At 74.6% G+C, this 25,657-nt stretch carries 21 protein-coding genes and 1 tRNA gene; 12 read left to right on the top strand and 10 right to left on the bottom strand.

Annotated elements, in window-relative coordinates:
• The first annotated feature begins 44 nt into the window (after nucleotides 1–44).
• Complete coding sequence (locus B446_RS31390; protein WP_020943471.1) at nucleotides 45–491, top strand: DUF4186 family protein; 447 nt, start codon at nucleotides 45–47, stop codon at nucleotides 489–491.
• Here the strand turns inward: B446_RS31390 and B446_RS31385 are convergent, their stop codons facing one another.
• Entirely contained in the window at nucleotides 492–2,057 is a 1,566-nt protein-coding gene (locus B446_RS31385) for a M1 family metallopeptidase (protein WP_043476818.1), read from the bottom strand.
• Between the two features lie 198 nt (nucleotides 2,058–2,255).
• Between B446_RS31385 and B446_RS31380 the strand changes: the two genes are divergently transcribed.
• The 3 genes from B446_RS31380 to B446_RS31370 all read left to right on the top strand — a co-directional run bounded on the left by B446_RS31380 (nucleotide 2,256) and on the right by B446_RS31370 (nucleotide 7,219).
• Entirely contained in the window at nucleotides 2,256–4,475 is a 2,220-nt protein-coding gene (locus B446_RS31380; RefSeq protein ID WP_020943469.1) for an NADP-dependent isocitrate dehydrogenase, read from the top strand.
• A gap of 210 nt (nucleotides 4,476–4,685) precedes the next feature.
• Complete coding sequence (locus B446_RS31375) at nucleotides 4,686–5,477, top strand: N-formylglutamate amidohydrolase (protein WP_020943468.1); 792 nt, start codon at nucleotides 4,686–4,688, stop codon at nucleotides 5,475–5,477.
• Between the two features lie 461 nt (nucleotides 5,478–5,938).
• Nucleotides 5,939–7,219 carry a cytochrome P450 gene (locus B446_RS31370; RefSeq protein ID WP_020943467.1) on the top strand — a complete coding sequence of 427 codons (1,281 nt, stop codon included), beginning with the start codon at nucleotides 5,939–5,941 and terminating at the stop codon, nucleotides 7,217–7,219.
• A gap of 7 nt (nucleotides 7,220–7,226) precedes the next feature.
• Here the strand turns inward: B446_RS31370 and B446_RS31365 are convergent, their stop codons facing one another.
• Genes B446_RS31365 through B446_RS31355 form a run of 3 tightly spaced genes read right to left on the bottom strand, consistent with a single transcriptional unit; the run spans nucleotide 7,227 to nucleotide 9,816 of the window.
• Entirely contained in the window at nucleotides 7,227–7,751 is a 525-nt protein-coding gene (locus tag B446_RS31365; protein ID WP_043476816.1) for a hypothetical protein, read from the bottom strand.
• A gap of 5 nt (nucleotides 7,752–7,756) precedes the next feature.
• Nucleotides 7,757–8,332 carry an RNA polymerase sigma factor gene (locus tag B446_RS31360; protein ID WP_043476813.1) on the bottom strand — a complete coding sequence of 192 codons (576 nt, stop codon included), beginning with the start codon at nucleotides 8,330–8,332 and terminating at the stop codon, nucleotides 7,757–7,759.
• Between the two features lie 59 nt (nucleotides 8,333–8,391).
• A complete protein-coding gene (locus B446_RS31355; RefSeq protein ID WP_020943464.1) occupies nucleotides 8,392–9,816 on the bottom strand; it encodes a S8/S53 family peptidase in 1,425 nt (474 codons plus the stop codon).
• Between the two features lie 135 nt (nucleotides 9,817–9,951).
• Here B446_RS31355 and B446_RS31350 point away from each other — a divergent pair, with 135 nt between their 5' ends.
• The gene (locus B446_RS31350) at nucleotides 9,952–12,564 is read left to right on the top strand and encodes a CHAT domain-containing protein (protein WP_106960637.1); all 2,613 of its coding nucleotides are present in this window, start codon (nucleotides 9,952–9,954) and stop codon (nucleotides 12,562–12,564) included.
• Between the two features lie 424 nt (nucleotides 12,565–12,988).
• On the opposite strand, the gene B446_RS31345 is transcribed toward B446_RS31350, so the two are convergent.
• From B446_RS31345 to B446_RS40845, 3 genes are all read right to left on the bottom strand, one after another.
• On the bottom strand, nucleotides 12,989–14,773 hold the full coding sequence (locus B446_RS31345; protein ID WP_020943462.1) for a helix-turn-helix transcriptional regulator: 1,785 nt from the start codon (nucleotides 14,771–14,773) through the stop codon (nucleotides 12,989–12,991).
• A gap of 195 nt (nucleotides 14,774–14,968) precedes the next feature.
• Nucleotides 14,969–15,799: a glutathione S-transferase C-terminal domain-containing protein gene (locus tag B446_RS31340; RefSeq protein ID WP_020943461.1), complete on the bottom strand. Its 831-nt coding sequence runs from the start codon at nucleotides 15,797–15,799 to the stop codon at nucleotides 14,969–14,971.
• A 247-nt stretch (nucleotides 15,800–16,046) separates the two neighbouring features.
• Nucleotides 16,047–16,169, bottom strand: coding sequence for a putative leader peptide (locus tag B446_RS40845; RefSeq protein ID WP_268825421.1), 123 nt, complete (start codon nucleotides 16,167–16,169; stop codon nucleotides 16,047–16,049).
• Between the two features lie 170 nt (nucleotides 16,170–16,339).
• On the opposite strand from B446_RS40845, the gene B446_RS31335 reads away from it, so the two are divergent.
• From B446_RS31335 to B446_RS31310, 6 genes are all read left to right on the top strand, one after another.
• Entirely contained in the window at nucleotides 16,340–17,500 is a 1,161-nt protein-coding gene (locus B446_RS31335; RefSeq protein ID WP_020943460.1) for an NAD(P)/FAD-dependent oxidoreductase, read from the top strand.
• Nucleotides 17,497–17,799, top strand: coding sequence for a (2Fe-2S)-binding protein (locus B446_RS31330; protein WP_020943459.1), 303 nt, complete (start codon nucleotides 17,497–17,499; stop codon nucleotides 17,797–17,799). Before B446_RS31335 ends, B446_RS31330 begins: the two co-directional genes overlap by 4 nt.
• The gene (locus B446_RS31325) at nucleotides 17,792–19,258 is read left to right on the top strand and encodes an NAD(P)/FAD-dependent oxidoreductase (protein WP_020943458.1); all 1,467 of its coding nucleotides are present in this window, start codon (nucleotides 17,792–17,794) and stop codon (nucleotides 19,256–19,258) included. The genes B446_RS31330 and B446_RS31325 overlap by 8 nt, the downstream gene beginning before the upstream one ends.
• 104 nt (nucleotides 19,259–19,362) lie before the next feature.
• Nucleotides 19,363–20,271, top strand: coding sequence for a dihydrodipicolinate synthase family protein (locus B446_RS31320; RefSeq protein WP_020943457.1), 909 nt, complete (start codon nucleotides 19,363–19,365; stop codon nucleotides 20,269–20,271).
• Between the two features lie 36 nt (nucleotides 20,272–20,307).
• A complete protein-coding gene (locus B446_RS31315) occupies nucleotides 20,308–21,309 on the top strand; it encodes a proline racemase family protein (RefSeq protein WP_020943456.1) in 1,002 nt (333 codons plus the stop codon).
• A gap of 32 nt (nucleotides 21,310–21,341) precedes the next feature.
• Nucleotides 21,342–22,052, top strand: a complete 711-nt coding sequence (locus B446_RS31310) for a GntR family transcriptional regulator (RefSeq protein ID WP_043476809.1) — start codon at nucleotides 21,342–21,344, stop codon at nucleotides 22,050–22,052.
• Between the two features lie 73 nt (nucleotides 22,053–22,125).
• Here B446_RS31310 and B446_RS31305 read toward each other — a convergent pair whose 3' ends face one another.
• The 3 genes from B446_RS31305 to B446_RS31295 all read right to left on the bottom strand — a co-directional run bounded on the left by B446_RS31305 (nucleotide 22,126) and on the right by B446_RS31295 (nucleotide 24,824).
• Nucleotides 22,126–23,058: a Dyp-type peroxidase gene (locus B446_RS31305; protein ID WP_020943454.1), complete on the bottom strand. Its 933-nt coding sequence runs from the start codon at nucleotides 23,056–23,058 to the stop codon at nucleotides 22,126–22,128.
• A 203-nt stretch (nucleotides 23,059–23,261) separates the two neighbouring features.
• A tRNA-Pro gene (locus B446_RS31300) sits at nucleotides 23,262–23,338 on the bottom strand.
• A gap of 46 nt (nucleotides 23,339–23,384) precedes the next feature.
• Nucleotides 23,385–24,824, bottom strand: a complete 1,440-nt coding sequence (locus tag B446_RS31295; RefSeq protein ID WP_020943453.1) for an MFS transporter — start codon at nucleotides 24,822–24,824, stop codon at nucleotides 23,385–23,387.
• Between the two features lie 249 nt (nucleotides 24,825–25,073).
• Here B446_RS31295 and B446_RS31285 point away from each other — a divergent pair, with 249 nt between their 5' ends.
• Nucleotides 25,074–25,652: a TetR/AcrR family transcriptional regulator gene (locus B446_RS31285; RefSeq protein ID WP_020943451.1), complete on the top strand. Its 579-nt coding sequence runs from the start codon at nucleotides 25,074–25,076 to the stop codon at nucleotides 25,650–25,652.
• Nucleotides 25,653–25,657: the final 5 nt, after the last annotated feature.

The following is a 25,657-nucleotide window of genomic DNA, read 5'->3' as shown; positions in this document are numbered from 1 at the left end:
CGGCCGCCGATACCGTCGCAGACCGGACGTATCATCGGACCGTCATGACCGTTCCCCCGTTCCCGCCCGTTCCCCCGGACCCGTCCGGTCCCCTTCCCAGCGGCCCGGCCCTCGACCGGCGGCTCGAGGACATCGCGCGCCGGCGGCCCTTCGGGGCCCGGTTCCGCCTGCGCGGGCGGGATCTGGCCACCGCCGAGCTCAGGGGCGCGGCGACCGTGCGGTGGCACGCCTACGACCTGGTCGCCCGCCGGCTGGCCCCGGCCGCGCCGGCCAAGGACGGCAAGCAGACCCCGTACCGGGGGCACCCGGTGTTCGTCGCCCAGCACGCCACCGCCACGTGCTGCCGGGGATGCCTCCAGCGCTGGCACGGGATTCCCCGGGGCCGGGAGCTGAGCCGCGCGGAGCACGTGTACGTGGTGGACGTGATCTGCCGGTGGATCGAGCGCGAGGTGGCGGGCGGAGCCGGGCCCGGCTCCGCCCGCCACGGCTGATCAGAGCGTGGCCGAGTTGTCGTGCCGGTGGCCGCCGCGCTTGCTGTGCGGCGCCGCGAGCGCCGAGGCGACCGGGGTCACCGTCCAGTCGGGGTGGCCGGGCATGCGCGGGGTCTTCGTGCCGTACAGCCAGTCGCGCAGGAAGCCCGACTGGTCCTGTCCCGAGACCTCCGTGGCGACCGCGATGTAGTCGTCGGTGGACGCCGAGCAGTTGCGGAAGCGCTCCAGGAAGGCGCCCTCGACGGCGTTGAAGACCTGCTCGCCGACCTGCTCCCGGAAGGCGTACAGGGTGAGCACGCCGCCCAGGTACCGCTGGCTGTCGAACAGGTTGGCCTCGTTCGGCGAGGCCACCGGGCCGGAGTCGTGCCGCCACTGGTCGCCGCGGGCGTAGGTGTCCTTCATCCGGGCTTCCATGGTGGTCAGGCCCAGCGAGTCGGCCCAGCCGCGCTCGTAGCGGTACAGCAGCCCGTAGAAGTCGGCGTGGCCCTCGTTCAGCCACAGGTCCGACCAGCTCGCGGGGCTGACCAGGTTGCCGAAGTAGGAGTGGACCAGCTCGTGCATCATGTGCGAGCCGATCTTCTTCTCCTCCTGGAGCAGGAAGTTCGGCTTGTACAGCGTGAGGGTCTGCGTCTCCAGGCCGGTGAAGTCGAAGGCATGGGCGTCATCGGAGTTGCACGGCAGCAGGCCGTACGTCTCGAACGGGAACGCCATGCCGAGGCGGTTCTCCAGCCAGGCCACCAGGTCGGGGGTGAGCGCGAGCGCCGGTTCGAGGGCGGCGGCCCGGGCGGACGGCACGACGTCGCGCAGCGGCAGGCCGTGCGGGCCCTGCCGGTCCTTGACGACGTAGTCGCCGACGGTGATCTGGACCAGCTCGGTGGCCATCGGCGACGCCGAGCGGTACGAGTACGTCGTACGCCCGTCGTCCAGCGTCCTCGTTCCGGTGAGCCTGCCGTTCGCCACGCCGCGCAGCCCGCTGGGGACGGTGACGCGGAAGGTGAAGTCCGCCTTGTCCGAGGGGTGGTCGTTGCACGGGAAGACGGTGTGCGCCGAGTTCGGCTGCGGGCAGATCGCGAAGCCGTCCGGAGTGGGCACCCAGGCGGTGTGCGCGAGGCTGCGGCGCGGGTCGGCCGAGTAGGCGACGCACACCACGGCGGCGGCGTCCTCCGCCAGCTCCCGGGCGGGCGTGACCCGCAGCTTCTCGCCCGCCTGCTCGAAGACGGCGGCGGCGCCGTCGACGGTCACCGTGCGGATGTCCAGGCCCAGGGCGTCCAGCGAGAACCGGCTCAGCGGCCGGTCGGTGCGTATCCGCAGGGTCGCGGTCGCCTCGACCGTCCGGGCCGTCGCGTCGTACGCGAGGTCGAGCGCGTAGGACGAGACCCGGTAGCCCTCGTTGCCGAGGGTGGGGAAGACGGGGTCGCCGAGGGTCTCCGGACCCGGGCCCACCGCCTTCCGCCTGGACGTCCCCCCGCCGCCGGCGAGCGCCTGGGCCGGCGAGCCCACCGTCAGTGCCGCGGCCGTGCCGAGCAGGGCGGCCGCCGGGGCCGTCACTCTGGTGCGATATCTCATGGTCAGCTTTCGCTCGGGCGGCCGGGTGGTCGGGTCCGGCCGCCGGTCATATGTGCGATCGCTTGTCATGACCACGAGAGTGAGGTTTCGGTTGCATGATCTCGGCGCGTTTTCGACCGAGGGTCCCCTGTCGAGCCGACCCCCGTCACGAGATATCTTGATGTCGAGCAATGTTGCAGACGTGGAGCGGAGCACCCGGTGACTGACTCGACCATCATCTACACCTACACAGACGAGGCCCCGGCCCTGGCGACGCATTCGTTCCTGCCGGTGATCCAGGCGTACGCCTCGCAGGCCGGTGTGCCCGTCACGACCCGCGACATCTCGCTGGCCGGGCGCATCATCGCCGTCTTCCCGGAGTACCTGAACGAGGACCAGCGCATCCCGGACGCGCTGAGCGAGCTGGGCGAGCTGGCCAAGACGCCCGCCGCCAACATCATCAAGCTGCCGAACATCTCGGCGTCCATCCCGCAGCTCAAGGCCGCCGTCGCCGAGCTCCAGGGCAAGGGCTACGCGCTGCCGGACTACCCGGACGACCCGAAGACCGACGAGGAGCGCGAGATCCGCGCCCGCTACGACAAGATCAAGGGCTCCGCCGTCAATCCGGTGCTGCGCGAGGGCAACTCCGACCGCCGCGCCCCCGCCTCGGTCAAGAACTACGCCAAGACCCACCCGCACCGCATGGGCGCCTGGAGCTCCGACTCCAAGACCAACGTGGCCACCATGGGCGTGGACGACTTCCGCTCCACCGAGAAGTCCGTGGTGATCTCCGAGGCCGGCGCGCTGCGCATCGAGCTCAAGGGCGACGACGGCTCCACCACCGTGCTGCGCGAGTCCGTGCCGGTGCTCGAGGGCGAGGTCGTCGACGCCTCCGTGATGCGGGTCGCCGCGCTGCGCGAGTTCCTGACCGCGCAGGTCGCCCGCGCCAAGGAGGAGGGCGTCCTGTTCTCCGTGCACCTCAAGGCCACGATGATGAAGGTCTCCGACCCGATCGTCTTCGGCCACGTCGTGCGCGCCTTCTTCCCGAAGACGTTCGCGAAGTACGGCGAGACCTTCGCCGCCGCCGGCCTGACCCCGAACGACGGCCTGGGCGGCATCTTCAAGGGGATCGAGTCCCTGCCGGAGGGCGCCGAGATCAAGGCCTCCTTCGACGCCGAGCTGGCCGAGGGCCCCGCGCTGGCCATGGTCGACTCCGACAAGGGCATCACCAACCTGCACGTGCCGTCCGACGTCATCGTCGACGCCTCGATGCCGGCCATGATCCGCACCTCCGGCCACATGTGGGGCCCGGACGGCCAGGAGGCCGACACCCTCGCGGTGCTGCCGGACTCCTCCTACGCCGGTGTCTACCAGGCCGTGATCGAGGACTGCCGCGCCCACGGCGCCTACGACCCGTCGACCATGGGCTCCGTCCCGAACGTCGGCCTCATGGCGCAGAAGGCCGAGGAGTACGGCAGCCACGACAAGACCTTCGAGATCCCGGTCACCGGCACCGTCCGCCTGGTCGACCAGGCCGGCAACGTCGTGATCGAGCAGACCGTCTCCGCCGGCGACATCTTCCGCGCCTGCCAGACCAAGGACGCCCCGATCAAGGACTGGGTGAAGCTCGCCGTCACCCGCGCCCGCGCCACCGGCGACCCGGCCGTGTTCTGGCTGGACGAGACCCGCGCGCACGACGCCAACCTGATCGGCAAGGTCAAGCAGTACCTGGCGGAGCACGACACCGAGGGCCTGGACATCCGCGTCCTCGCCCCGGTCGAGGCCACCAAGCTGTCGGTGGAGCGCATCCGCCGCGGCGAGAACACCATCTCGGTGACCGGCAACGTGCTGCGCGACTACCTGACCGACCTCTTCCCCATCCTGGAGCTGGGCACCAGCGCCAAGATGCTGTCGGTCGTCCCGCTGATGGCGGGCGGCGGCCTGTTCGAGACGGGTGCCGGCGGCTCCGCGCCGAAGCACGTCCAGCAGCTCGTCAAGGAGAACTACCTGCGCTGGGACTCGCTCGGTGAGTTCTTCGCCCTGGTGCCGTCCTTCGAGCAGTACGCGACGGCCACCGGCAACACCCGCGCCAAGGTGCTGGCCGACACCCTCGACCGCGCCACGGCGACCTTCCTCAACGAGGACAAGTCCCCGACCCGTCGCGTCGGCGGCATCGACAACCGCGGCAGCCACTTCTACCTGTCCCTGTACTGGGCGCAGGAGCTGGCGGCGCAGACCGACGACGCCGACCTGGCCAAGGCGTTCGGCGCGTTCGCCGAGAACCTCGCCGCGAACGAGCAGACCATCGTCGACGAGCTGATCGCCGTCCAGGGCAAGCCGGCCGACATCGGCGGCTACTACCGGCCGGAGAAGGCGAAGGCGGACGCGGTCATGCGCCCGTCGGCCACCTGGAACGAGGCTCTCGCTTCCCTGAGCTGAACCCCGGCCGGGGCCTCGGCGCCTCGTCCGTGAGCGATCCCGCCCCGGTCGGAACATCCGACCGGGGCGGGGTCGTGTGGGGGGCGAGCCTCGGATGGCTGGGCGGGGAGGGGGCGGGGCGGCCCGGGGTGCGGCCGGGGTCCGTTGTCAGTGGCGCGTGGCACCTTGATCCTGAGTCGTCGTCCCTCGTCCCTCGCCTTGGAGCAGCCCGTGACCGAGTCCGCCCTGCCGTTCGAACTCCTGCCAGGGGACGACCGCTCCCCCGTGCTGCTGCACGTGCCGCACTCGGCGCGGGCGATACCCGGGGACGTGCGCGCGGGGATCACGCTGGACGACGCCGGGCTCGAGCGGGAGCTGGACCTCATCACCGACGCGCACACCGCCGAGATCGCGGAGCGGGCGGCCGCGCCGGCCGGCCTGCGGCCCTGGCGGTTCGTCAACCGGCTCTCGCGGCTGGTGGTCGACCCGGAGCGGTTCCCCGACGAGCGGGAGGAGATGCTCGCCGTCGGGATGGGGGCGGTGTACACGCGCACCACGCACGGGGGCGAGCTGCGGCCCGCGGACACCGATCCCGGGCCGCTGGTCGAGCGGTACTTCCGGCCGTACGCCCGGGCCATGACGGAGGCGGTGGCCGGACGGCTCGCCGCGACCGGCCGGGCCGTGGTGATCGACGTCCACTCCTACCCGGCCCGGGCGCTGCCCTACGAGCTGCACGGGTCCGGGCCGCGTCCCCCCGTGTGCCTGGGCACGGACTCCTTCCACACCCCGCCGGAGCTGCGGGAGGCGGCGCGCAGGGCGTTCTCCGCGTGCGGCGCGACCGGGCTGGACAGCCCCTTCAGCGGAACCTACGTGCCGCTGGAGTACTACGGCCGGGACCGCCGGGTGAGCGCGCTGATGGTGGAGATACGCCGCGACACCTACATGACCGAGCCCGGCGGCCCGCCCGGCCCCGGCCTGAACCGGCTCGCCACGGCCCTGGCCGAACTGGTGGCCGCGGTGTAGGGCCGGGCCGCGACCCCGGTGGGCGGCACCGGGCGGTGGCCCCTGCCCGCGCGGAGCACCGGGGCACGACCACGAGCGGACCCGTGCCCGCCCGGAGCGGCGCCGGACCCGCGGGCCGCCGCGCGGGGCGCCGAACCACGGCCCTGGGCGGGGCGCCGACCCTCAGCGCCCGCGCGGGCACACCTGCTCAAGACCATCCAGCGGCGCGCCGACCCCGGGCCCACGTCCAGAGCCGCCAGGCCGCGGACTCGGACCGGCGCAGAACCACGGCCCCCGGGCGGGGCGCCGCGCGAGGCATCGACCACGGTTCTGGGCGGGGCGCCGAACCACGGCCCCCGGACGGGGCGCGCCCGCGCGGAGACGAACCGCCGAGCGGGCCGCGAGGGGCCGGCCCGCGTACCGCCCTCCGGCTGGAGCACTCCCGCAGGACAGCGGGCGGGGGGCGTACGAGGGTGGTGGGCATGACCGAGGACACCAGCACGCTGACCGGACAGGCACCCTCGCCCGTGCGGGTGGCGGGCCCGACCGAGGAGATCGTCCTCCCCGGCCACACCCCGCCGCCCGTGCGGGACTGGCCGCCGCCCGACCTGGACGGCACGGAGTTCGACCCGGTCCTCGCCGGTCTGATGCGCGAGGGCCCGCTGACCCGGATCCGGCTGCCGTTCGGTGCGGGCTGGGCCTGGCTGGCCACCCGGTACGAGGACGTCAGGCTGATCACCAACGATCCCCGGTTCAGCCGTACCGAGGTCACCCGCCGGCAGGTGACCCGGCTCGCCCCGCACTTCGCGCCCCGCCCCGGCTCGCTCGCCTGGGCCGACCAGCCCGAGCACAACCGGCTGCGCAAGCCGGTCGCCGGGGCCTTCACGGTGAGCGCGATGAAGCGGCTGCGGCCCCGCGCGCAGGAGATCCTGGACGGCCTGGTCGACGCGGTCGTGGCGGACGGGCCGCCCGCGGACCTGGTGGAGCGGGTGCTGGAGCCGTTCCCGCTCACGGTCGTCAGCGAGGTGATGGGCGTGCCGCCCGCCGACCGGGCCCGGGTGCACGGCTGGACCCGGCAGATCATCTCCACGTCGGGCGGCGCCGAGGCCGCCGGGCGGGCCAAGACCGGCCTGTACGACTGGATCGCCGCGATGGTCCGGGACCGCGCCCACAGCACCGGCGAGGACGTGTACTCGCTGCTGGGCGCCGCCGTGACCCGCGGGGAGATCAGCGAGGAGGAGGCCGTCGGGCTCGCCGGACCGCTGCAGATCGGCGGGGAGGCCGTCACCCACAACTGCGGGCAGATGCTGTTCCTGCTGCTGACCCACCCGGACCTGATGGAGCGGATGCGCGACCGCCCGCCGGAGCGCGGTCCCGTGCTGGACGAGCTGCTGCGCCACATCCCGCACCGCAGCACCGTCGGCCTCGCTCGGATCGCGCTGGAGGACGTGGAGGTGGCCGGGCACCGGATCGCGGCCGGGGAGCCGGTGTACGTCTCCTACCTCGCCGCCAACCGCGATCCGGACGTCTTCCCCGAGCCGGACCGCATCGACCCCGACCGCGCCGCGTGTCCGCACCTGGCCTTCGGCAACGGACCGCACTACTGCACGGGCGCCGTCCTCGCCCGGCTCCTGACCGAGCTGCTCGTCGACACGGTGCTCGACCGGCTGCCGCGCCTGCGGCTCGCGATCCCGGCCGAGGACGTGCGCTGGCGGCACAAGACGATGATCCGCGGGCCGCTGACCCTGCCGGTCACCTGGTGACCGGGGCTCACGCCCGCAGCCACTCCGTGACGATCACCTCACCACCGGCCCGCAGCCGTAGCGCGAACGGGCCGGTGGGCGCGTGGTCGCTGGTGAAACGCCCGAGGGTGTCGACCGGGACCGGCCGGACCGTCTGCGGCCCGCCCAGCACCTCGATGCGCGCCGACTGCGGCGGCAACACCTGACCGATCAGGCCCTCCTCGGTCACCTCCACGTCCACCGAAAGGCCGCCCGCCCGGAAGGTCAGCATCCGCGGCGCGTCCGGGACCCCCCTGACCGGCAGGGCGTCCACGAGCGAGTCGAAGGTCAGCTCGGCGATCCGGGCGTCGAGGTCGTGCAACGCATACGCCTCGAGAGCGAGTTGCCGTAGCTCGACGGGGACCGGGTCCAGCTCGGCGGCCGCCCGGCGCAGTTCCGCCTCCAGCAGGTCGCCGTCGAACCCGTCCTCACCGGGGCCTTGGCCGAAGTCCCCGCCCGGGCCCCCGTCGAAGCCCTCGTCGAAGCCCTCGTCGGGCCGCCCGTTCCCGTCCATGCCGCTCACACCGTCCCCCGTGCGTCCATCCGGGCCCGCAGCCGGCGCAGACAGCGCTGGCGCAGCGGCCCGATACTGCCGACCGCGATGCCGAGCGCGGCCGAGACCTCCAGATAACTGGGCGGCGGCGAGGCGATCAGCACACGCAGCAACTGCCTGCAGCGCTCGCCCAGTTCCTCGAACTCCTGCCACAGCCGGCGGACCCGTTCCGCCTGGTCGGCCTCCTCCTCGGCGTCGATCAGCGACTGTTCCGGCGTGCGCTCCTCGCTGGCGCGGTCGAGCACCAGCGGATCGTCGGTCAGTGTCAGCCGGGTCAGCCCCTTGAGCACCTTCAGGCACTCGTGCCGTGCCGTACTGGCCAGCCAGGCACCCGCCTTGTCGGGCTCGCGCAGCCGGCCCAGGTGCTGGGCGAAGCGGAACCACACGGTCTGGTAGACCTCGTGCCCGTCGGCGTCCGACAGCCGGTGCGCGCGCACGACCGACCACACCAGCGGACTCATGCCTTCCACCAGCGCCTTCCAGGCCGCGGCGTCGCCGTCGACGGCGGACCGGACCAACGCGCCGACTTCTGTTCGGTCCACGGCTCCACCCCTCGTGTACGGCACGTCATCGTACGCCGTGGAGAGGAGGGTCCCGGACCTCACGCGGACCGCGCCGGCAGCGCGACGGGAACCGGGCGCCAGGTGGGCGGCCGGAGCGCCGGGACGTGCGCCCCGCGCACTTCGGCGTACTCGGTGAGAGAGGAGAGGAGTTGCCTGCGTGCGGCGCGCGGGTCGCGCTCCTTGTGCGCCGTCATGTGGGCGGCCACCAGGGCGGCGGCCGCCGGGGTGGCGAAGGAGGTGCCGCTCCACTGCGCGAGGCCGTCGAACATCACCTGGTCGGGCTCGGCCGTGCCGCTCTCGCCGGTGTCGCTCAGCACGCCCGTGTGGCGCGGGAACCGGCAGGTGCAGGCGTACCCGAGGCCGAACCGGCAGGCGTCGTACGTGGAGTGCTGGTAGACGTACGGCACCGGCGCGTCGAAGCCGGTGAGGGCGCTGGTGAGGCGCTCGCCGGGGGCGTAGGCCCCGACCCAGGGGCCGTGGTTGCTGAAGCACGCCTCGGAGGCGCCGTCCCCGCGCAGCGCGCCGACCGACAGCACGGTGTCCGCGTACTCCGGCAGCGAGGCGTAGGCGGCCGGCCAGAACGGGGTGTCGCTGCCGTTGTTGCCGGCGGCGGCCACCAGCAGGGTGCGCTGCTCGCGGAGTTCGCGCATGAACGCGTCGAGTCCGAGCAGGCCGACCGCGGACTCGGTGGAGGTGCCGGCGGAGAGGCTGATGATGTCGGGCCAGCCGCCCTGCTCGACGGCTTCGAACAGCTTGCCGCCGAACTCCGACTCCAGGATGGCGCCGACGTCGTTGAGGGTGCCCCGCACGGTGATGTCGGTGTTGGGCGCCACGGCCGCGACGATCCCGGCGATGAACGTGCCGTGGCCGACGTACTGGCGCAGCAGCCCGTCGGCGTCGGTCTCGCTCACCTGCGGGTCGCCCGTGGTGTGCGCGAGGAGCGGGTAGGCCCCGTGGTCGTGCACCAGACCGGTGTCGACGACGAGGACGCCGACGGCGGTGTCCGGGTCGTGACGGCTCTCCTCCGGCGCCGGGTTGGCCGGCTCGCCGCGCGGCGCGGGCACGGGCTCGTCGCCCGGGCAGGCGTTGACGGCGATGTGCACGACGTGGTTGCGGCTGACCAGCCGGTGGCCCCGGCGGCCCTCGGCCTCGGTGAGGGCGCGCAGGGCGTGCGGGACGCCGTCGTCGCCCTCGGCCGGGTCGCCGACCCGGATCCGGGTGATACCGGAGCGGTTGGTCTCCGGCCCGACGCGGCGCACGTGGTCGGGGACCAGGCCGCGGGTCTCGGTGAAGTGGGCGCGCACGGCGTCCTCGACCGCGCGGGCCTCCGCGCCGTCGCGGGCGAGGACGACGCCCTTCTCGTAGAGGAAGTGGCCGTCGTCGTCCGGCCCCATGGCCAGGGCCACATCGGGCATCGAACGCTGGATGTGGCGGAACTGCTCGTGGAATCGCTGAGGTGCCATGGAGTGTCCTCCCCCTGAGACGGTGTCCGAAAGTGAGAGTCGCCGGACGACCGATTGATACAGCCCCCGGGCAGGCGCGGTACAGCGGAAAGCGGAAGGGGACGGCCGTGTGACGGTGTCGCGCGGGCCACTACCATGCGAGGGGTGACAGCGGGAAGCGAGTCGGTCCTCGAACTGCTGCCGATGGTGTTCGCCGACCCCGGGGAGGCACGGGCACGCGCGGATCTGGTGCTGCACACCGATCCGTCGCCGCTGCACGCCAGCGTCGCCCACCAGGTGATCGGTATCTGGCAGCGGGACTTCGGCGATCTGCGGATCGCCCTGCGCCATCTTCGGCGGGCCCGTGACCTGGCCGCGCGCGCCGAGTCGGCCGAGCGGGAGGCCGACGTGCTCGCCACGCTGGGGGTCGCACTGGTGCACGCGGGGCGCACGCGCCAGGGACTCGCGTCGTTCGAACAAGGGGTCGCCCGGGGCAGCGGGCACACCCGGGCCCGCGTGCTGTACCGGCGGGCCTACGTGTGGTGGGTGCTGGGGCGTCACCGGGAAGCGCTGGAGGACGTACGGCGGGCCCTTCCGGTGCTGCGGCAGGTCCGCGACGACATCTGGACCGCGCGGGCGCTGACCCTGCGGGCCACCGTGCACCTGGCGCTGGGCGCGGTGGACCGGGCGGTCGCCGACTTCACGGCGGCGGAACGGCTGTGGGAGACCACCGGCCAGGAGCACGACAAGGCGGATGCGGTGGAGAGCCGGGGCCTCGCCGCGTTCCGCTCCGGTGACATCCCGGTGGCCCTGCGCCTGCTGGACGAGGCCGAGGAGCGGTACGCCAAGCTCGGCACGCCCACCTTCATGCTGTCCATCCGGCGCTGCGAGGTGCTGATGGCCGCGGGACTCGCCCCGGAGGCGCTGGCCGAGGCGGACACGGCGATCGCGCTGCTGGACCGGATCGGCGGACAGTCCACGCGCAAGGCCGAGTTGCTGCTCGCCGCCGCGCGGGCGGCCCGTTCGGCCGGTGACCCGGACACCGCGATCGCCCGCGCCGCCGACGCCGTACGGCTGTTCGCGGCGCAGCGGCGGGCCTGGTGGGCCGCCCATGCCCGGCTGGTGCTCATCGAGGCGAGGGCGGCGGCCGGGAACCGCTCGGGGCGGCTGGTGGCGGACGCGGCGGCGGTCGCGGAACGGCTGGCCTCGTTCGGCTCGCCGGCCGCGCCCGAGGCGTCGCTGCTGGCCGGCCGGATCGCGCTGGCGCTGGGCCGCACGGCGGACGCGGAGCGGCACCTGACGGCGGCCGCGCGCGGCCGGCACGGCGGTCCGCCGACGGCCCGGGTCACCGGCTGGGCCGCGCAGGCCCTGCGGGCGCGGGCGGCCGGCTCCGGACGCGGGGTGCTGGAGGCCTGCCGGCGGGGCCTCGACGTCCTCGACGACCACCGGATGACGCTCGGCGCCTCCGAGCTGCGGGCCCGCGCCACCGCGCAGGGCGCCGAACTGGCCGCCCTCGCCCAGGAGGCGAGCCTCGCCCACGGCGGTGCGCGGCGGCTGCTGGAGTGGAGCGAGCGCTGGCGGGCGACCGTACTGTCCACGCCTCCCGCACGGCCGCCCGCCGACCCGGCGCTGCTCGCCGGCCTCACCGCCTACCGGGAGATCGCGGCCCGCGCGGAGGAGGCCCGCCGGGAGGGCCGCCCGGTGCCCGCCCTCGAGCGCGAACAGCGCAGGCTGGAGCGGGACATCCGGTCCCGCACCCACCACATCCGCGGGGACGCGCCCGGCGGCGGCGACCGCTTCGACGCGGGCCGCCTGCTGGACCGGCTCGGCCCGGCCCGCCTGGCCGAACTCGCCGTCGTGGACGGCCGGGTGCACGTCCTGCTGTGCGGTGAGGGGCGGGTACGGCGGTTCGCGGGCGGGTCGCTCGCCGAGGCGGTGGCGGAGGCCGAGCACGTGCAGGCCGGGCTGCGGCGGCTCGCCCACCCGGGGAGCGAGGCGCGGCTGCCGCTGGTGGAGGCGGGGGGCCGGCGCCTCCAGGAGCTGCTGCTGGGCGGCGCCGTACCGCATCTGGGGTCGGGGCCGGTGGTGATCGTGCCGCCGGGGGCGCTGCACCGGGTGCCGTGGGCGCTGCTGCCCGCGCTGCGGGAGCGGGTGCTCAGCGTGTCGCCGTCGGCGGGGAGCTGGCTGCGGGCCCGGGAGACCGAGCCGCCGGCCGGTGGCCGGCACGTCCTGGTGCGCGGTCCCGGCCTCGCCACGGGCGGCGCCGAGGTGTCCGAACTGGCCGACCGGTACGGCACGGCGACCGTGCTGGAGGGCGAGGCGGCGCAGGCCTCCCGGGTGCTCGCCGAACTGGACGGCGCCACCCTGGCCCATCTGGCCGCGCACGGCACGTTCCGCGCCGACAGCCCGCTGTTCTCGGCGTTGCGCATGGCCGACGGGCCGCTGATCGTGCACGACTTCGAGCGCCTGGCCCGCAGCCCGTACCGGATCATCCTGTCCAGCTGCGACACCGCCCGCCTCGCCTCGGTCGGCGCCGACGAACTCCTCGGCCTGGTCACCGCGTTGCTGCCGCTGGGCACCGCCGGGGTGGTGGCGAGCAGCGCGCCGGTCAACGACGCGGCGGTGGTCCCGCTGATGCTCGCCCTGCACAAGGGTCTCGACGCGGGCCTCTCCCTGGCCGAGGCCCTGCGCGACGCCCGCGCCGCCCAGCCCGGCGACCCGGTCCACCAGGCGACGGGCTGGGCCTTCGCGGCGTTCGGCGCGGCGTGAGGACGGTACGGGCGCGGGGCGGCGGCCCGGGCCCGGTCCACCGGGGTCGGCGCCCGGCGTCACGCGCAAGCGGTACGGGCCCGGCGCCCGCCAGGACCCGCACGACACCAGCCGGCGCGGCCCCCGGCAGCTCCGCGAGCGGAGGGCAGCCGGGACGCCCGTGCCGGCGCCCGGCGGGTGCACCCAGCGCTCGGCGCGGCGTGTGGGCGCCCCGCAGGCCCGGGCCGCCAGAGGCCGCGCCCCACAGGCCGGGCCGCCGAAGGCCGTGCCGGTCACGCCGGTTCCGCCTCCACCGGCCTCACCGGCCGGGGCCGCCGCACCGCGGGTGCCGGCGCCCCAGCCGACCGTTCACGGCGAGCGGCACGGCGAACGGCACGGTGAGCGGACGATACGCGAGCCCGGCGCCTGTCAAAACCCCTGTAGCTCACGCCGGTTCGGCCTCCCGCAGGTCCGTGAGCCAGGGCAGGGCGCCTCGGTCGCTCGCGCCCAGGCGGGTGTAGGCGCTGTAGAGGTGGTTGCCGACGGTCCGCACGGACAGGGTCAGCTTGCCGGCGATCTCCCGGTTGCTGAGTCCGGCGGCGGCGAGGGCGACGATCTGGCGCTGCCGCGCGGTGAGTTCGCCCAGGACGAGCCCGGCCAGCGCCGGGGTGCGGGCGCCCTGGCAGCGGCGGGCCAGCGCGACCGCGCGGGTGCGGGAGAGGCGAGCGGCACGCGGATCGCGGTGCGCGCGGACGGCCTGGGCGTGCGCCTCGGCCGCGAACAGCAGGAAGCCGCGCTCGGCCAGGGCCCCGGCGGCCAGGTCGAGGGCCGGTCCGTCGCCCCGGGCGAGCGCCTCGGCGTGCCGGGCGAACACCCCGCCGGCCGGCAGCCGTCCGGCGGCCAGCTCGGGCCTGCCCAGGCGTACGGCGTCGTAGCACGCGAACACGTCGTCCCCGGGGAGTGCGGCCAGGGCGCCCTCGATGTCACCGCGGGCCGCGACGGCCCGGCCGTACCCGCCCGTCGACCCGCCCAGGCATGCGGTCACTAAGTCGAGTTCGTCGGCACAGCGGGCGTCACCCGGGACCGCCCGCAGCCCCTCCCTGGCCCATGCGGCCGCCTCACGCAGCTCTCCGCGCAGCCGGGAGTACCGGGCGCGTACGACCGCGTACCCGCCGGGGACCGGCAGCCCCTCGGACAGCAGCCAGTCCCCCACCGGCGTCGGCACCCCCCGTACGTCCTGCCGGGCCAGCCCGCGCTCCAGCGCGGTCCGCTCCGCCGCCAGCGCGGGCCCGCACCGGTCCGGTGCGCCGGTCAGCCGCAGGGACCGCAGCCGGCCGGCGGTCGCGCGCAGGGCGGGCCCGTGCAGCGGGTGGGCGAGGGTGACGGAGCCGAGGTCGTCCACGTGGATCAGGCCGTCCGCCTCCAGGCGTTCGAGGACGTCCAGGTCGAGGTCGTCCAGGGCGAGCGGCAGGGGCTCGGCGAAGGCGAGCCGGTCGAGCGTCTCGCGCTCCCCGGCGCCGGCGCGGTCCAGTACGGGCGCGAGCCGGTCGCGGACGGTCGCGGTCACCGGCACCGGTCCGCGCCACGCCCACTCGTCGCACTCGGGCACGCGGGTGAGCCCGCCGGAGCGGCGCAGCGCCGCCACGAGGTCGCGCAGCAGCCGGAGGTCGCCCCGGCACATCCGGTGCAGCCGGCCCACGGTGAGCGGTTCCAGGCCGGCCGTGGCGAGCAGCCGGCCGGTGTCCTCGCGGGGCAGCGGCTCCAGCGCGACGCGCGGCAGCAGTTCCCCGGTCCACAGCCGGGAGACCGCGCCCGGTACCGGCACGCCGTCCGTGACGGCCACGACCAGGCGGGTGGATCCGTGCGCGGCGAGCTGGTGGACGAGAGCGGCCGACGCCTCGTCGAGCAGATGGGCGTCGTCGACGACCAGCAGCCGCACCCCGGACAGCAGCTGGACCGCCCGGTGCAGCGAGACGGTGCCGGGCAGCAGGTGCGCGAAGGCGGCGAAGGGCAGACCGCGGCTCTCCGGCGTCCCGGTGATCCGCGCGCAGTCCGTGCCCCGGACCGCCTCCGTGATCAGCCGGGTCTTGCCGCAGCCCACCGGACCGGTCACCACGACGCCGGGCCGGCCGGCGGCCGACGAGCGCCGCACCAGCTCCAGTTCGGCCTCCCGGCCGGTGAACGGCCAGGGCAGTTCCAGCGTCTTCGCGTCCTGTTCGTAAATCGTCACGACAACTGGAGCACGCCTACTCAGATTTGATACAGGGCGACTTGAGTAGCCCCCGACTCAGGCGTACCGGGGGCGTGAAGCGGCACTCTGACGGTCCGAGCCAGTCGGGTGAACCGGGGGAGCGGTCGAGGGGACGTAGCCTTCGGGGGAGGGATGGCGTCCCCTCGACCACATAGCGAGCCCAGGCGGCGGGACTCAGACGCCGGCGGCCGGACGGTCGACACCGTCCGGCCCGAGGTGGCCGCCGAAGGCGGGCAGGTCGGTCAGCCGGCGGACGTGGGCCCACAGCACCGGATGGCCGGCGACCCGCCGTGCGGCGGAGGCGTCCAGGTGGTGACGGTGCACGGTGTACAACCGCACGAGGGCCACCCACAGTTCGACGTCGGCGGCGGTGAGCCGCCCGTCGACGACGTACTCCTCCCCCTCCAGGTGCCGCTCCAGCCGGCCCAGCGTGTCCAGCAGCACGTCCAGGGCGGCCGCACGCTCGGCGGGGTCCGCGCCGGGCCGCGCGGCGCACCGAGCGGCCTGCAGGACACCCTCGGAGCAGAGCCGTTCGACGGCGTCGATCCGGCTCTCCGTACCGCACGGGTACAGGGAGAACCGGCCCTCGCGCGGGAAGCGGTCCAGGTCGCGCAGGATGTCCGGGGCGTGGTTGCTGACGATGCGTCCGGCCCAGTCGTCGCTGAGCACCGGCGCGAGCGCGGGCCCGGTCCAGTGGTGGGCGCTCGCCTCGTACAGCGGGCGCAGGGCCGAGTGGCCGCCGTCGGGCCGGTCCGGCAGCGCGGGCAGGAAGACGACCGGACAGACGGCGTCGAGACCCAGCAGGCTGTGGCCGACCGCGAGGCGCAGCCCGTCCGCGCAGCCGGTGGACAGGTGGAGCCGGTAGCGGTGCGGCACCGCGTAGTGGCCGCTGCGCGCGTCCTGGCCGATCCGGCCCCGGAACGAGGGCGCGGCACGGCGGGTGGCGGTACGAGGGGTGGCGGTGCAGGGCGTGGCCGGGACGGTGGCGAGCGAAGCGATGGACATGCGTCTCCCCTGGTGCGTGCGCGCGAACGGATGCGCGGGCGGTTGCGCGGCGGAAGGCGTTCGTCGACGGACGACAGTCGGCAGAAGACAGTCGACGAACGACGGACAACAGACGACGAACGACGGGTGACGGTCGACCGTTGACGGACGACAGGCGACAGGCGACAGGCGACAGGCGACAGGCGACAGGCGACTGCACACGGTCGGCCGGCGACGGGCGCGTGCGGGGGCCGGCGACAGGCCCGGGTCAGCGCTGGAGACCGATGGCGCTGCAGACGCGCAGCAGGTCGATGTGCAGACGGGAGGTGAGAAGGGGGACGCGTGACGGCGTACGGCCCGCTCGGCCGTCGACCGTGTGGAGGCGCGTCATAGTTCCCTACCTGTTCACTGGGGTTCCCTCTCGGAGTGTCGGGCCGTGGCCGTACGACGTCAAGGGGGCGTCCACGCCTGGGACTCCGGGCGGACGGCGGGTGCGGGGCGAGAAGGGCGCGAGCGCGTGGGGGGCTCCTCAGCAAGAGCGACATGTGACATAGTACTGGTGTGGCGAAGCGACTGACCTGCGATGTCGTGGTCGTGGGAGCCGGCATGGTGGGTGCGGCCTGTGCGCTGTACGCCGCCCGGGCCGGCCTCGACGTGAGGGTGGTGGACCGGGGCGCGGTGGCCGGTGGCACCACCGGTGCCGGCGAGGGCAACCTGCTGGTCTCCGACAAGGGGCCCGGCCCCGAGCTGGAACTCGCCCTGCTCTCGGGCCGCCTGTGGGCCTCACTGGCCGACGAACTCGGGGCGGCGGTGGAGTACGAGCCCAAGGGCGGTGTGGTGGTGGCCCGTACACCGGGCACGCTCGACGCGCTGACCGGTTTCGCCGCGGACCAGCGTGCCGCGGGCGTCACGGCCGAGCCCGCCGGCCCCGGCGAACTGCGCGAGCTGGAGCCCCACTTGGCTCCCGGCATGGCGGGTGGCGTCCGCTATCCGCAGGACGCCCAGGTCATGCCCGCGCTGGCCGCCGCCCATCTGCTGCGCGCCTCCGGCGCCCGGCTGCACACGGGCCGGACCGTCACCGGGGTGCTGCGCACGGCGGACGGCGCGGTGCTCGGCGTCCGTACCACCCAGGGCGACATCCACGCGCCCGCGGTGGTCAACGCGGCGGGCACCTGGGGCGGCGAGCTGGTCGCGTCGGCGGGCGCGGCTCTGCCGGTCCTCCCCCGGCGCGGCTTCGTGCTGGTCACCGAGCCGCTGCCGCGCATGGTCCGGCACAAGGTGTACGCCGCCGACTACGTGGCGGACGTGGCGAGCGACTCGGCGGCGCTGCGCACCTCACCGGTCGTCGAGGGCACGGCGGCCGGTCCCGTCCTGATCGGCGCGAGCCGTGAACGGGTGGGCTTCGACCGGTCGTTGTCCCTGCGGGCGGTACGGGCCCTGGCGGTCGGCGCGATCGGGCTGTTCCCCTTCCTGGAGCGGGTGCGCGCACTGCGGACGTACGCCGGCTTCCGGCCCTATCTGCCCGACCACCTGCCGGCGATCGGCCCCGACCCCCGGCTGCCCGGCCTGTACCACGCCTGCGGCCACGAGGGCGCCGGCATCGGCCTGTCCACCGGCACGGGACTGCTGATCGCGCAGGCGCTGACCGGGAAGACACCCGACCTGGACCTCGCGCCGTTCCGCCCGGAGCGGTTCGCGCCGGACGGAGGGACCACACGGTGAACCCACGGGAACTGGCCCGGGCCGCACCGGGCGCCGCCTTCACCCTCACCTTCGACGGCGGCCCCGTCACGGCGCTGCCCGGCCAGACGGTCGCGGCCGCGCTGTGGGCGGCCGGGGTGACCTCCTGGCGCAGCACCCGCGGCACCGGCCGGCCGCGCGGGGTGTTCTGCGGGATCGGGGTCTGCTTCGACTGCCTCGTGACCGTCAACGACCGCCCGAACCAACGGGCCTGTCTGGTCCCGGTACGGCCGGGCGACGTGATCCGGACGCAGGAGGGGACGGGCCGGGACGATGACTGAGCGACCGCACCTCGCCGTGGTGGGGGCGGGCCCGGCGGGACTGGCCGCCGCCCTGGCCGCGGCCGCCCGGGGGGTACGCGTGACCCTCCTGGACGCGGCCGAGCAGGCGGGCGGGCAGTTCTACCGCCGGCCCGCGGCCGCCCTGGGCGCCCGCAGGCCCCAGGCCCTGCACCACCAGTGGCGCGTCTGGGAACGGCTCCGGGACGGCCTGGACCGGCAGCTCTCCACCGGGCACGTCCGCCACCTGCCGGACCACCACGTCTGGTGTGTGGACCGCACGGACCGCAGGGACCGCACGGACGGCACGGACCACCCGGTCGACACCGGCGTGAACCGAGGCGGTGCTCCCGGTGGGGTGTTCGCGGTGCACGCGCTGCGCGGCCCGCTGCAGGAGGAGGGCGTCACGGTACGCGCGGACGCCGTGCTGCTCGCCACCGGCGGCTACGAACGGGTGCTGCCCTTCCCCGGCTGGACCCTGCCGGGGGTGGTCACCGCGGGCGGCGCCCAGGCCATGCTCAAGGGCGGCCTGGTGCTGCCCGGCCGTACCGTCGTGGTCGCCGGCACCGGTCCCCTGCTGCTGCCCGTGGCCTGCGGCCTCGCCGCGGCGGGCGCGCGGGTGGCCGCGCTGGTCGAGTCCGCCGGTCCGAAGGCCCTGCCGAGACACGCGCGGGCGCTCGCAGCGCAGCCCGGCAAGCTCGCCGAAGGCGCGCTGTACGCGGGGAAGTTGCTGCGGCACGGGGTACGTCCGCTGACCCGGCACACCGTCGTGGAGGCGCACGGCACGGACCGGCTGACGGCGGTCACCGTCGCCGCGCTCGACCGGGACGGAGGGCTCGTGCCGGGCAGTGCCCGCCGCATCCCCTGCGACGCCCTCGCCGTGGGACACGGCATGCTGCCGCACACCGACCTCGCCGAGACACTCGGCTGCGCCCTGTCCGGGACGGACGTCCGGGTCGACGACGAGCAGCGCACCGACGTGCCGGGCGTCTGGGCGGCCGGCGAGGCCACCGGGATCGGCGGTGCCGCGCTGGCGCTCGCCGAGGGGCACATCGCCGGCCGCCCCGTCGCCGCGCGGCTGCACGGCACGCTGCCCGACCCGCGCCGCTGGGCCGGGGCCGCCAGGGCACGCGGGCGGCTGCGCGAGTTCTCCGCGGCGCTCGACGCCCTGTACGCCCCGCCCGCCGGCTGGGCGGACCGGATCACCGACGGCACGGTGGTGTGCCGGTGCGAGGAGGTCACCGCCGGCCAGGTCCGCACCTCCGTCGACGTGCTCGGGGCCGGTGACCCGCGCACCGTGAAGCTGCTCACCCGGGCCGGGATGGGCTGGTGCCAGGGCCGGATGTGCGGCCCGGCGGTGGCCGGGCTCTCCGGCTGCCCGGCCACACCCGGCCGCCGCCCCTTCGCCCGCCCGGTCCCGCTCGGCGTACTCGCCCGGCTGCCCGAGGACGAACCAGGCTGACGGCGGCGCCGCACCGACCGCGCCACCCCGCACCGCAGGGCCTTCACACTGGACCTGGTGAGCCCCCCAGTGATATGTCACACGCTATTGAACGGGAGACTGCCATGACGCACCCCACGCCCCGTCCGGAGCACCGTCCCTGGCGCGGTGTCCTCGTCGCCACCGCGCTGCCGTTGCGCGACGACCTGTCGGTCGACCACGACCGGTACGCCGAGCACTGCGCATGGCTGGTGGAGAACGGCTGCGACGGCGTCGTACCGAACGGCTCCCTGGGCGAGTACCAGGTGCTCACCCCCGAGGAGCGCGCCGAGGTGGTGCGGACGGCCGTGACCGCGGTCGGCGGGGCGCGGGTGATGCCCGGGGTGGCCGCCTACGGCTCCGCGGAGGCCCGGCGCTGGGCCGAGCAGGCCGCCGAGGCCGGCTGCGGGGCCGTGATGCTGCTGCCGCCCAACGCCTACCGGGCCGACGAGCGGTCCGTGGTCGCCCACTACGCGGAGGTCGCCCGGGCGGGCGTGCCGGTGGTGGCGTACAACAACCCGATCGACACCAAGGTGGACCTCGTACCCGAACTGCTCGCCCGGCTGCACGGCGAGGGCCACGTCCAAGGCGTCAAGGAGTTCTCCGGCGACGTCCGCCGCGCCTACCGGATCGCCGAACTCGCGCCCGAACTGGACCTATTGATCGGTGCCGACGACGTACTGCTGGAGCTGGCCGTGGCGGGCGCCAAGGGGTGGGTGGCGGGCTACCCGAACGCGCTCCCCGGGGCGTCCGTCGAGCTGTACCGCGCCGCGACGTCCGGTGACCTCACCACCGCGCTCCCCCTGTACCGGCAGCTCCACCCGCTGCTGCGCTGGGACTCGCGGGTGGAGTTCGTGCAGGCCATCAAACTGTCCATGGACGTGGTGGGCCGGTACGGCGGCCCGGTCCGCCCGCCGCGCGTCCCGCTGGCTCCGGAGCAGGAGGCGGCGGTCCGCGCGGCCACCGAGAAGGCCGCGGCGGCCGGGCTTCTGTGACGGACCACGGGACAGGGACTACGGAGGGAACGCACGATGCGCAGCAAGCTCGTCCTGCACGCCGTCGACTCGCACACCGAGGGCATGCCGACCCGGGTGATCACCGGCGGGATCGGCACCGTGCCGGGTGCGACGATGAACGAGCGGCGGCTGTGGTTCCGTGAACACCGGGACCCGGTCAAACGGTTGCTGATGAACGAGCCGCGCGGGCACTCCGCGATGAGCGGTGCGATCCTGCAGCCGCCGAGCCGCCCCGACTGCGACTGGGGGGTCATCTACATCGAGGTCTCCGGCTACCTGCCGATGTGCGGGCACGGCACGATCGGCGTGGCGACCGTGCTGGTGGAGACCGGCATGGTGGAGGTCGTCGAACCGGTCACCACGCTGCGCCTCGACACCCCGGCCGGGGTGGTCGTGGCCGAGGTCGCGGTGCGGGACGGCGCGGCGACGAGCGTCACCCTGCGCAACGTGCCGTCCTTCAGCGCGGGTCTCGACCGCACGGCGGTGCTCGCCGACGGCCGGAAGGTGACGTACGACCTGGCCTACGGCGGCAACTTCTACGCCATCCTGCCGCTGGCGGAGTTCGGCCTGCCCTTCGAGCGCGGCCGCAAGGACGACATCCTCGCCGCCGGGCTGGAGCTGATGGACGCGATCAACGCCGGGGAGGAACCGGTCCACCCCGAGGACCCGTCCATCCGCGGCTGCCACCACGTCCACCTGTACGCGCCCGGCGCCACCGCCCGCCACTCCCGGCACGCCATGGTCATCCACCCCGGCTGGTTCGACCGCTCGCCCTGCGGCACGGGGACGAGCGCGCGCATGGCGCAGCTGCACGCGCGGGGCGAACTGCCGTTGCACACCGAGTTCGAGAACGAGTCGTTCATCGGCACCCGGTTCACGGGCCGGCTGCTGGGCACCACCGAGGTCGCCGGTGTCCCGGCCGTGCTGCCGAGCTTCACCGGCCGCGCCTGGATCACCGGCACCGCCCAGTACCTGCTCGACCCGTCCGATCCGTTCCCGGAGGGGTTCGTCCTCTAGCCACCACCCCCGCGGACACCGACTAGACTTCGATGATGCGTGACATGGCACAGACCCCGTCCACCCAGGGCGCGGACACGAGCGCGCCCGTGCTGCCCCGGCTGGGCGGCCGGCGGAGCAGTTACCGCGAGCGGGTCGCGGACGCGCTGCGGGCCGCGCTGATCGCGGGCGAACTGCGCCCGGGCGAGGTCTACTCGGCCCCCTCGCTCGCCTCCCGCTTCGGTGTCTCGGCGACACCGGTGCGGGAGGCGATGCTCGACCTCGCCAAGGAGGGCCTCGTCGACACGGTGCCGAACAAGGGCTTCCGGGTCACCGCCGTCTCCGACCGGCAATTGGACGAGTACACCCACGTCCGCGCGCTCGTCGAGATCCCGACGGTGGTGGCCCTGGCCCGCACGGCCGACCGGGTCTCCCTGGAGGCCCTGCGCCCGGCGGCCCGGGAGATCGTCGCCGCGGCCGCCGCGGGCGACCTGATCGCCTACGTCGAGGCCGACACCCGCTTCCACCTGGGACTGCTCGCCCTGGCCGGCAACGCCCACCTGGTCGAGGTGGTCGCCGACCTGCGCGGCCGTTCCCGCCTCTACGGCCTCACCGCCCTGGTCGAGGCCGGCCGCCTGCTGGCCTCGGCCGAGGAACACCTGGAACTCCTCGACGCGTTGCTGGAGCGCGACGAGAAGGCCGTGGCCGAGATCATGACCCGGCACCTGGGGCACGTGCGCAGCCTGTGGGCGGCGCGGGACTGACCGCGCACCGCCGACCCGGCCGGTGCAGCCGCGGCGCGCCGGTCCGGCGGTGCGGACGTACCGCCCGGACCGCTCAGCCGGGAGCAGGGGGCAGGTCGTCGAGGAAGGTGGCCGTCGGCACGTGGAACAGGCACCCGGTGACCGGGGTCGAGTAGTCGAGGATCCGGTCGTGCGAGGCCCCGGCGTCGCCGAGGAACATGTGCCGCAGCATCTGCTCGGTCACGTCGGGGGTGCGCGCGTAGCCGATGAAGTACGTGCCGAACTCGCCCTCGCCCAGGGTGCCGAACGGCATGTTCTCGCGCACGATCTTGCGCTCGTCGCCGTTCTCGTCGGTGACGGTGTTCAGCGCCACGTGGGAGTCGGCGGGCTTGACGTCGTCGGGCAGTTCGACGTTGGCGAGCTTCGTGCGCCCGATGACCCGCTCCTGCTCCTCCGCCGGCAGGGCGTTCCACGCCGCCAGGTCGTGCAGGTACTTCTGCACGGTCACGTAGCTGCCGCCGGCGAAGGCGGGGTCCTCGTCGCCGATGAAGACCGCCGCGTCGGCGAGCCGTCCCTCGGGGTTCTCGCTGCCGTCGACGAACCCGAGCAGGTCCCGCTCGTCGAAGTACTTGAAGGAATGGACCTCGTCCACGACCGTGACCGCGCCGCTCAGCCGGTCCAGGAACAGCTTGGCGAGTTCGAAGCACAGGTCCATGTGGCGGGCCCGGACGTGGAAGAGCAGGTCTCCCGGGGTGGCCGGCGCGTGATGGCGGTTCCCCTGTAGTTCGGCGAACGGGTGCAGCCCCTGTGGCCGCGGGCCGCCGAACAGCCGGTCCCAGACGGCCGAGCCGATGCCGACGACACAGCTGAGCTGTTCACCGGGTGCGCGGAAGGCGACCGAGCGGCACAGGCTCGAGACGTCCTCCAGCAGACCGCGGACCGTCTCCTCGCGGCCCTGCCGCACGGTGAGCACCAGGAACACGGCGGTCCGGGCCGGTTCGACGACCACGGGCTGTGACTCGGCCACGACCGGGCCTCCTCGGGGACGCGGGTGGATCCGTCGGGCGGGAGCCGTCCGGCCCTCCACCCATCCCATCCTGCTGCCTTCGGGCCGGAACCGCGCGAGGACGTGTACCGGAGCGTCCGGACAGGGCGGGCACGATCACGTCCGCACACGGACGAGGCCGTCTTCCCGTCATCGGGAAAACGGCCTCCGACCTGCTGTGAAGCTGGTCGGGACGACAGGATTTGAACCTGCGACCCCTTGACCCCCAGTCAAGTGCGCTACCAAGCTGCGCCACGTCCCGCCGCGGGCTCACGCGGTGGAGTTCCGCGTGATCACGCAGGTCAACCCTACCGCACGCGTGCGGGTGCCCGTGTCGTACCCGCCGCGACGGGGCCGGCGGTGCGGGCGGTGCGGCGGACCGGCACGAGGAGGGCGGCGCCGGTCGCGGCCAGGCACAGGACGGCGAGCAGGGCCCAGCCGTGGGTGTAGCCGGAGGCGTAGGGCAGGCCGGAGGGCTGGAGGCGGCCGGTGACCAGGACGCTGGTGAGGGCCGCGCCGATGGAGCCGCCGATGGTGCGGATGTTGGCGTTCATGCCGGTCGCCGCGCCCGTCTGCTCGGGCGGGACACTGCCCACGATGAGCTGGGCCATCGAGGCGAAGGCGAGCCCGATGCCGAGGCCGAAGAGGCCCGCGACCACGCCGATCTCCCACTGGGCGTCGTGCCAGAAGGTCAGGAAGCCGCAGGCCAGCGCGCCGAGCGCGGCACCGGCGGTGAGCAACGCCTTGGCGCCGACGTACGGTTCGAGCCGTCCGGACAGGACACCGGAGAGGAACATCGCCACCAGCATGGGCAGCATGAGCAGGCCGGACTCGGTGACGCTCGCGCCGAAGCCGTAGCCGGCCGCGGCCGGTGTCTGGACGAAGCCCGGCAGGAAGGACCAGATCGCGTACATGCCGGCGCCGAACAGCAGGGCGGTCGCGTTGGTGGTCCACACCGACGGCCGGCGCATCACCCGCAGGTCGATCAGGGGGGTGCGGGAGCGGGCCTCCGCGGTCAGCCACAGCGCGCACAGCAGCACCGCGGCGGCGAGCAGGCCGAGCACCTTCGCCGACCCCCAGCCCCAGCGGCCGGCCTGGCTCAGCGGCAGCAGCAGCGCCACCAGCCAGGCCGAGAGCAGGGCCGCGCCGAGCCAACTCACGTGCCCCTCGGCCCGCTTGGGCGACTCGGGGACGTAGCGCAGGGCGATCAGCACGGTGCCGGCGACGACGGCCACCGGGATCCAGAACAGCCAGCGGTAGTCGAGGGCGGAGACGATGGGCCCGGCGGCCACGATGCCGACCCCACCGCCGGCCGCGATCACCGCGGACAGGTTGCTGATGCTGCCGCCGACCTCGGACGGGGCGAACTCGTCGCGGATGATCCCGAAGGACAGCGGGAAGAGGGCGCCGCCCACGCCCTGCACGACCCGGGCGACGATCAGCACGCCGATGGACGGGGCCAGGGCGGCGACCAGGCAGCCGGCGAGGACGGTGACCAGGACGGCCACCAGGGTGCGCTTCTTGCCGGCCAGGTCGCCGACGCGGCCGAGGATCGGTGTGAAGACCGAGGCGGACAGCAGATAGGCGGTCATCACCCAGGTCGCGGTGGACTGCGAGGTGTGCAGCGCGTGCTGGACGGTCGGCAGGGCCGGCGCGATCAGCGACTGCAGCATGGCGACCACGCCGGCACCGGTCGCGAGGACCGCGAAGGTGAGGCGGGAGGACGAGCGGGAGGACGAGCGGGGCATGGAAACGCCTCTCCGGAATCTGAGCGCGGAGGGTGGGAAGGAGGTCTTCGGGACGGGCGGCGCGCGGCGCGCGGGGCCCGTGCTCACGGGTGCGGGCGGCCTGCGCCCGGACGCGTCCGTCCATGGCGGTGCCACCCCGCACTGCTAAAGTGGAGGTACCCCTCCACTCTAACGGAGGCACACCTCCGGTTCAACCTGAAGCGGAGGTGCACCTCCGATTCGCTCCACGATTCCCTCCGGGAGGCACCCGTGACGGCCACGCCGTTCCCCGTCAGCGAGATCGTCGCGACCCGTCGGCCGCACCGCAAGGACGCCGCCCGCAACTACGACGCCCTGCTCGCGGCCGCCCGCGAGGCCTTCGCCGCGCACGGCTCCGAGGCGTCCCTCGAGGACATCGCCCGCCGCGCGGGCGTCGGCATCGGCACCCTGTACCGGAACTTCCCCACCCGCCGCGACCTCTTCGAGACCGTCTACGCCGACGACGTCAACGCCCTGTGCGCGGCGGCCCTGGACCTCGCCGACCGGGAACCCTGGGAGGCGCTGACCGCCTGGCTCGACCGGTTCGCCGGCTACATGGTCACCAAGCGCGCGGTCCGCGAGGCCCTGGACGACGAGTCGGACATCTTCGTGGCCTGCCGCGACTCCATGTACGCGGCCGGCGGCCCGCTGCTGGAGCGCGCCCAGCGAGCGGGGGCGGCCCGGGCGGACATGGACTTCGGCGACCTTCTGCGGATGGTCGCCGGGATCACGGCGACCGCCTTCGAGACCGACGCCCAGCGCGACCGGGTCCTGTCGATCGCCCTCGACGGGGTGCGCACGGGCCGCTGAGACGG

The sequence above is a fragment of the Streptomyces collinus Tu 365 genome, assembly GCF_000444875.1.
Classification (GTDB): Bacteria; Actinomycetota; Actinomycetes; order Streptomycetales; family Streptomycetaceae; genus Streptomyces; species Streptomyces collinus_A.
This window is presented reverse-complemented; position numbering and strand designations above follow the sequence as displayed.

Coding starts and splice junctions, on each gene's coding strand:
- B446_RS31370 (WP_020943467.1), top strand. CDS start 5,939: ATGACCGAGGACACCAGCACGCTGACCGGACAGGCACCCTCGCCCGTG.
- B446_RS31310 (WP_043476809.1), top strand. CDS start 21,342: ATGATGCGTGACATGGCACAGACCCCGTCCACCCAGGGCGCGGACACG.
- B446_RS40845 (WP_268825421.1), bottom strand. CDS start 16,169: ATGACGCGCCTCCACACGGTCGACGGCCGAGCGGGCCGTACGCCGTCA.
- B446_RS31365 (WP_043476816.1), bottom strand. CDS start 7,751: ATGGACGGGAACGGGCGGCCCGACGAGGGCTTCGACGAGGGCTTCGAC.
- B446_RS31390 (WP_020943471.1), top strand. CDS start 45: ATGACCGTTCCCCCGTTCCCGCCCGTTCCCCCGGACCCGTCCGGTCCC.
- B446_RS31320 (WP_020943457.1), top strand. CDS start 19,363: ATGACGCACCCCACGCCCCGTCCGGAGCACCGTCCCTGGCGCGGTGTC.
- B446_RS31340 (WP_020943461.1), bottom strand. CDS start 15,799: ATGTCCATCGCTTCGCTCGCCACCGTCCCGGCCACGCCCTGCACCGCC.
- B446_RS31295 (WP_020943453.1), bottom strand. CDS start 24,824: ATGCCCCGCTCGTCCTCCCGCTCGTCCTCCCGCCTCACCTTCGCGGTC.
- B446_RS31355 (WP_020943464.1), bottom strand. CDS start 9,816: ATGGCACCTCAGCGATTCCACGAGCAGTTCCGCCACATCCAGCGTTCG.
- B446_RS31350 (WP_106960637.1), top strand. CDS start 9,952: ATGCGAGGGGTGACAGCGGGAAGCGAGTCGGTCCTCGAACTGCTGCCG.
- B446_RS31315 (WP_020943456.1), top strand. CDS start 20,308: ATGCGCAGCAAGCTCGTCCTGCACGCCGTCGACTCGCACACCGAGGGC.
- B446_RS31325 (WP_020943458.1), top strand. CDS start 17,792: ATGACTGAGCGACCGCACCTCGCCGTGGTGGGGGCGGGCCCGGCGGGA.
- B446_RS31385 (WP_043476818.1), bottom strand. CDS start 2,057: ATGAGATATCGCACCAGAGTGACGGCCCCGGCGGCCGCCCTGCTCGGC.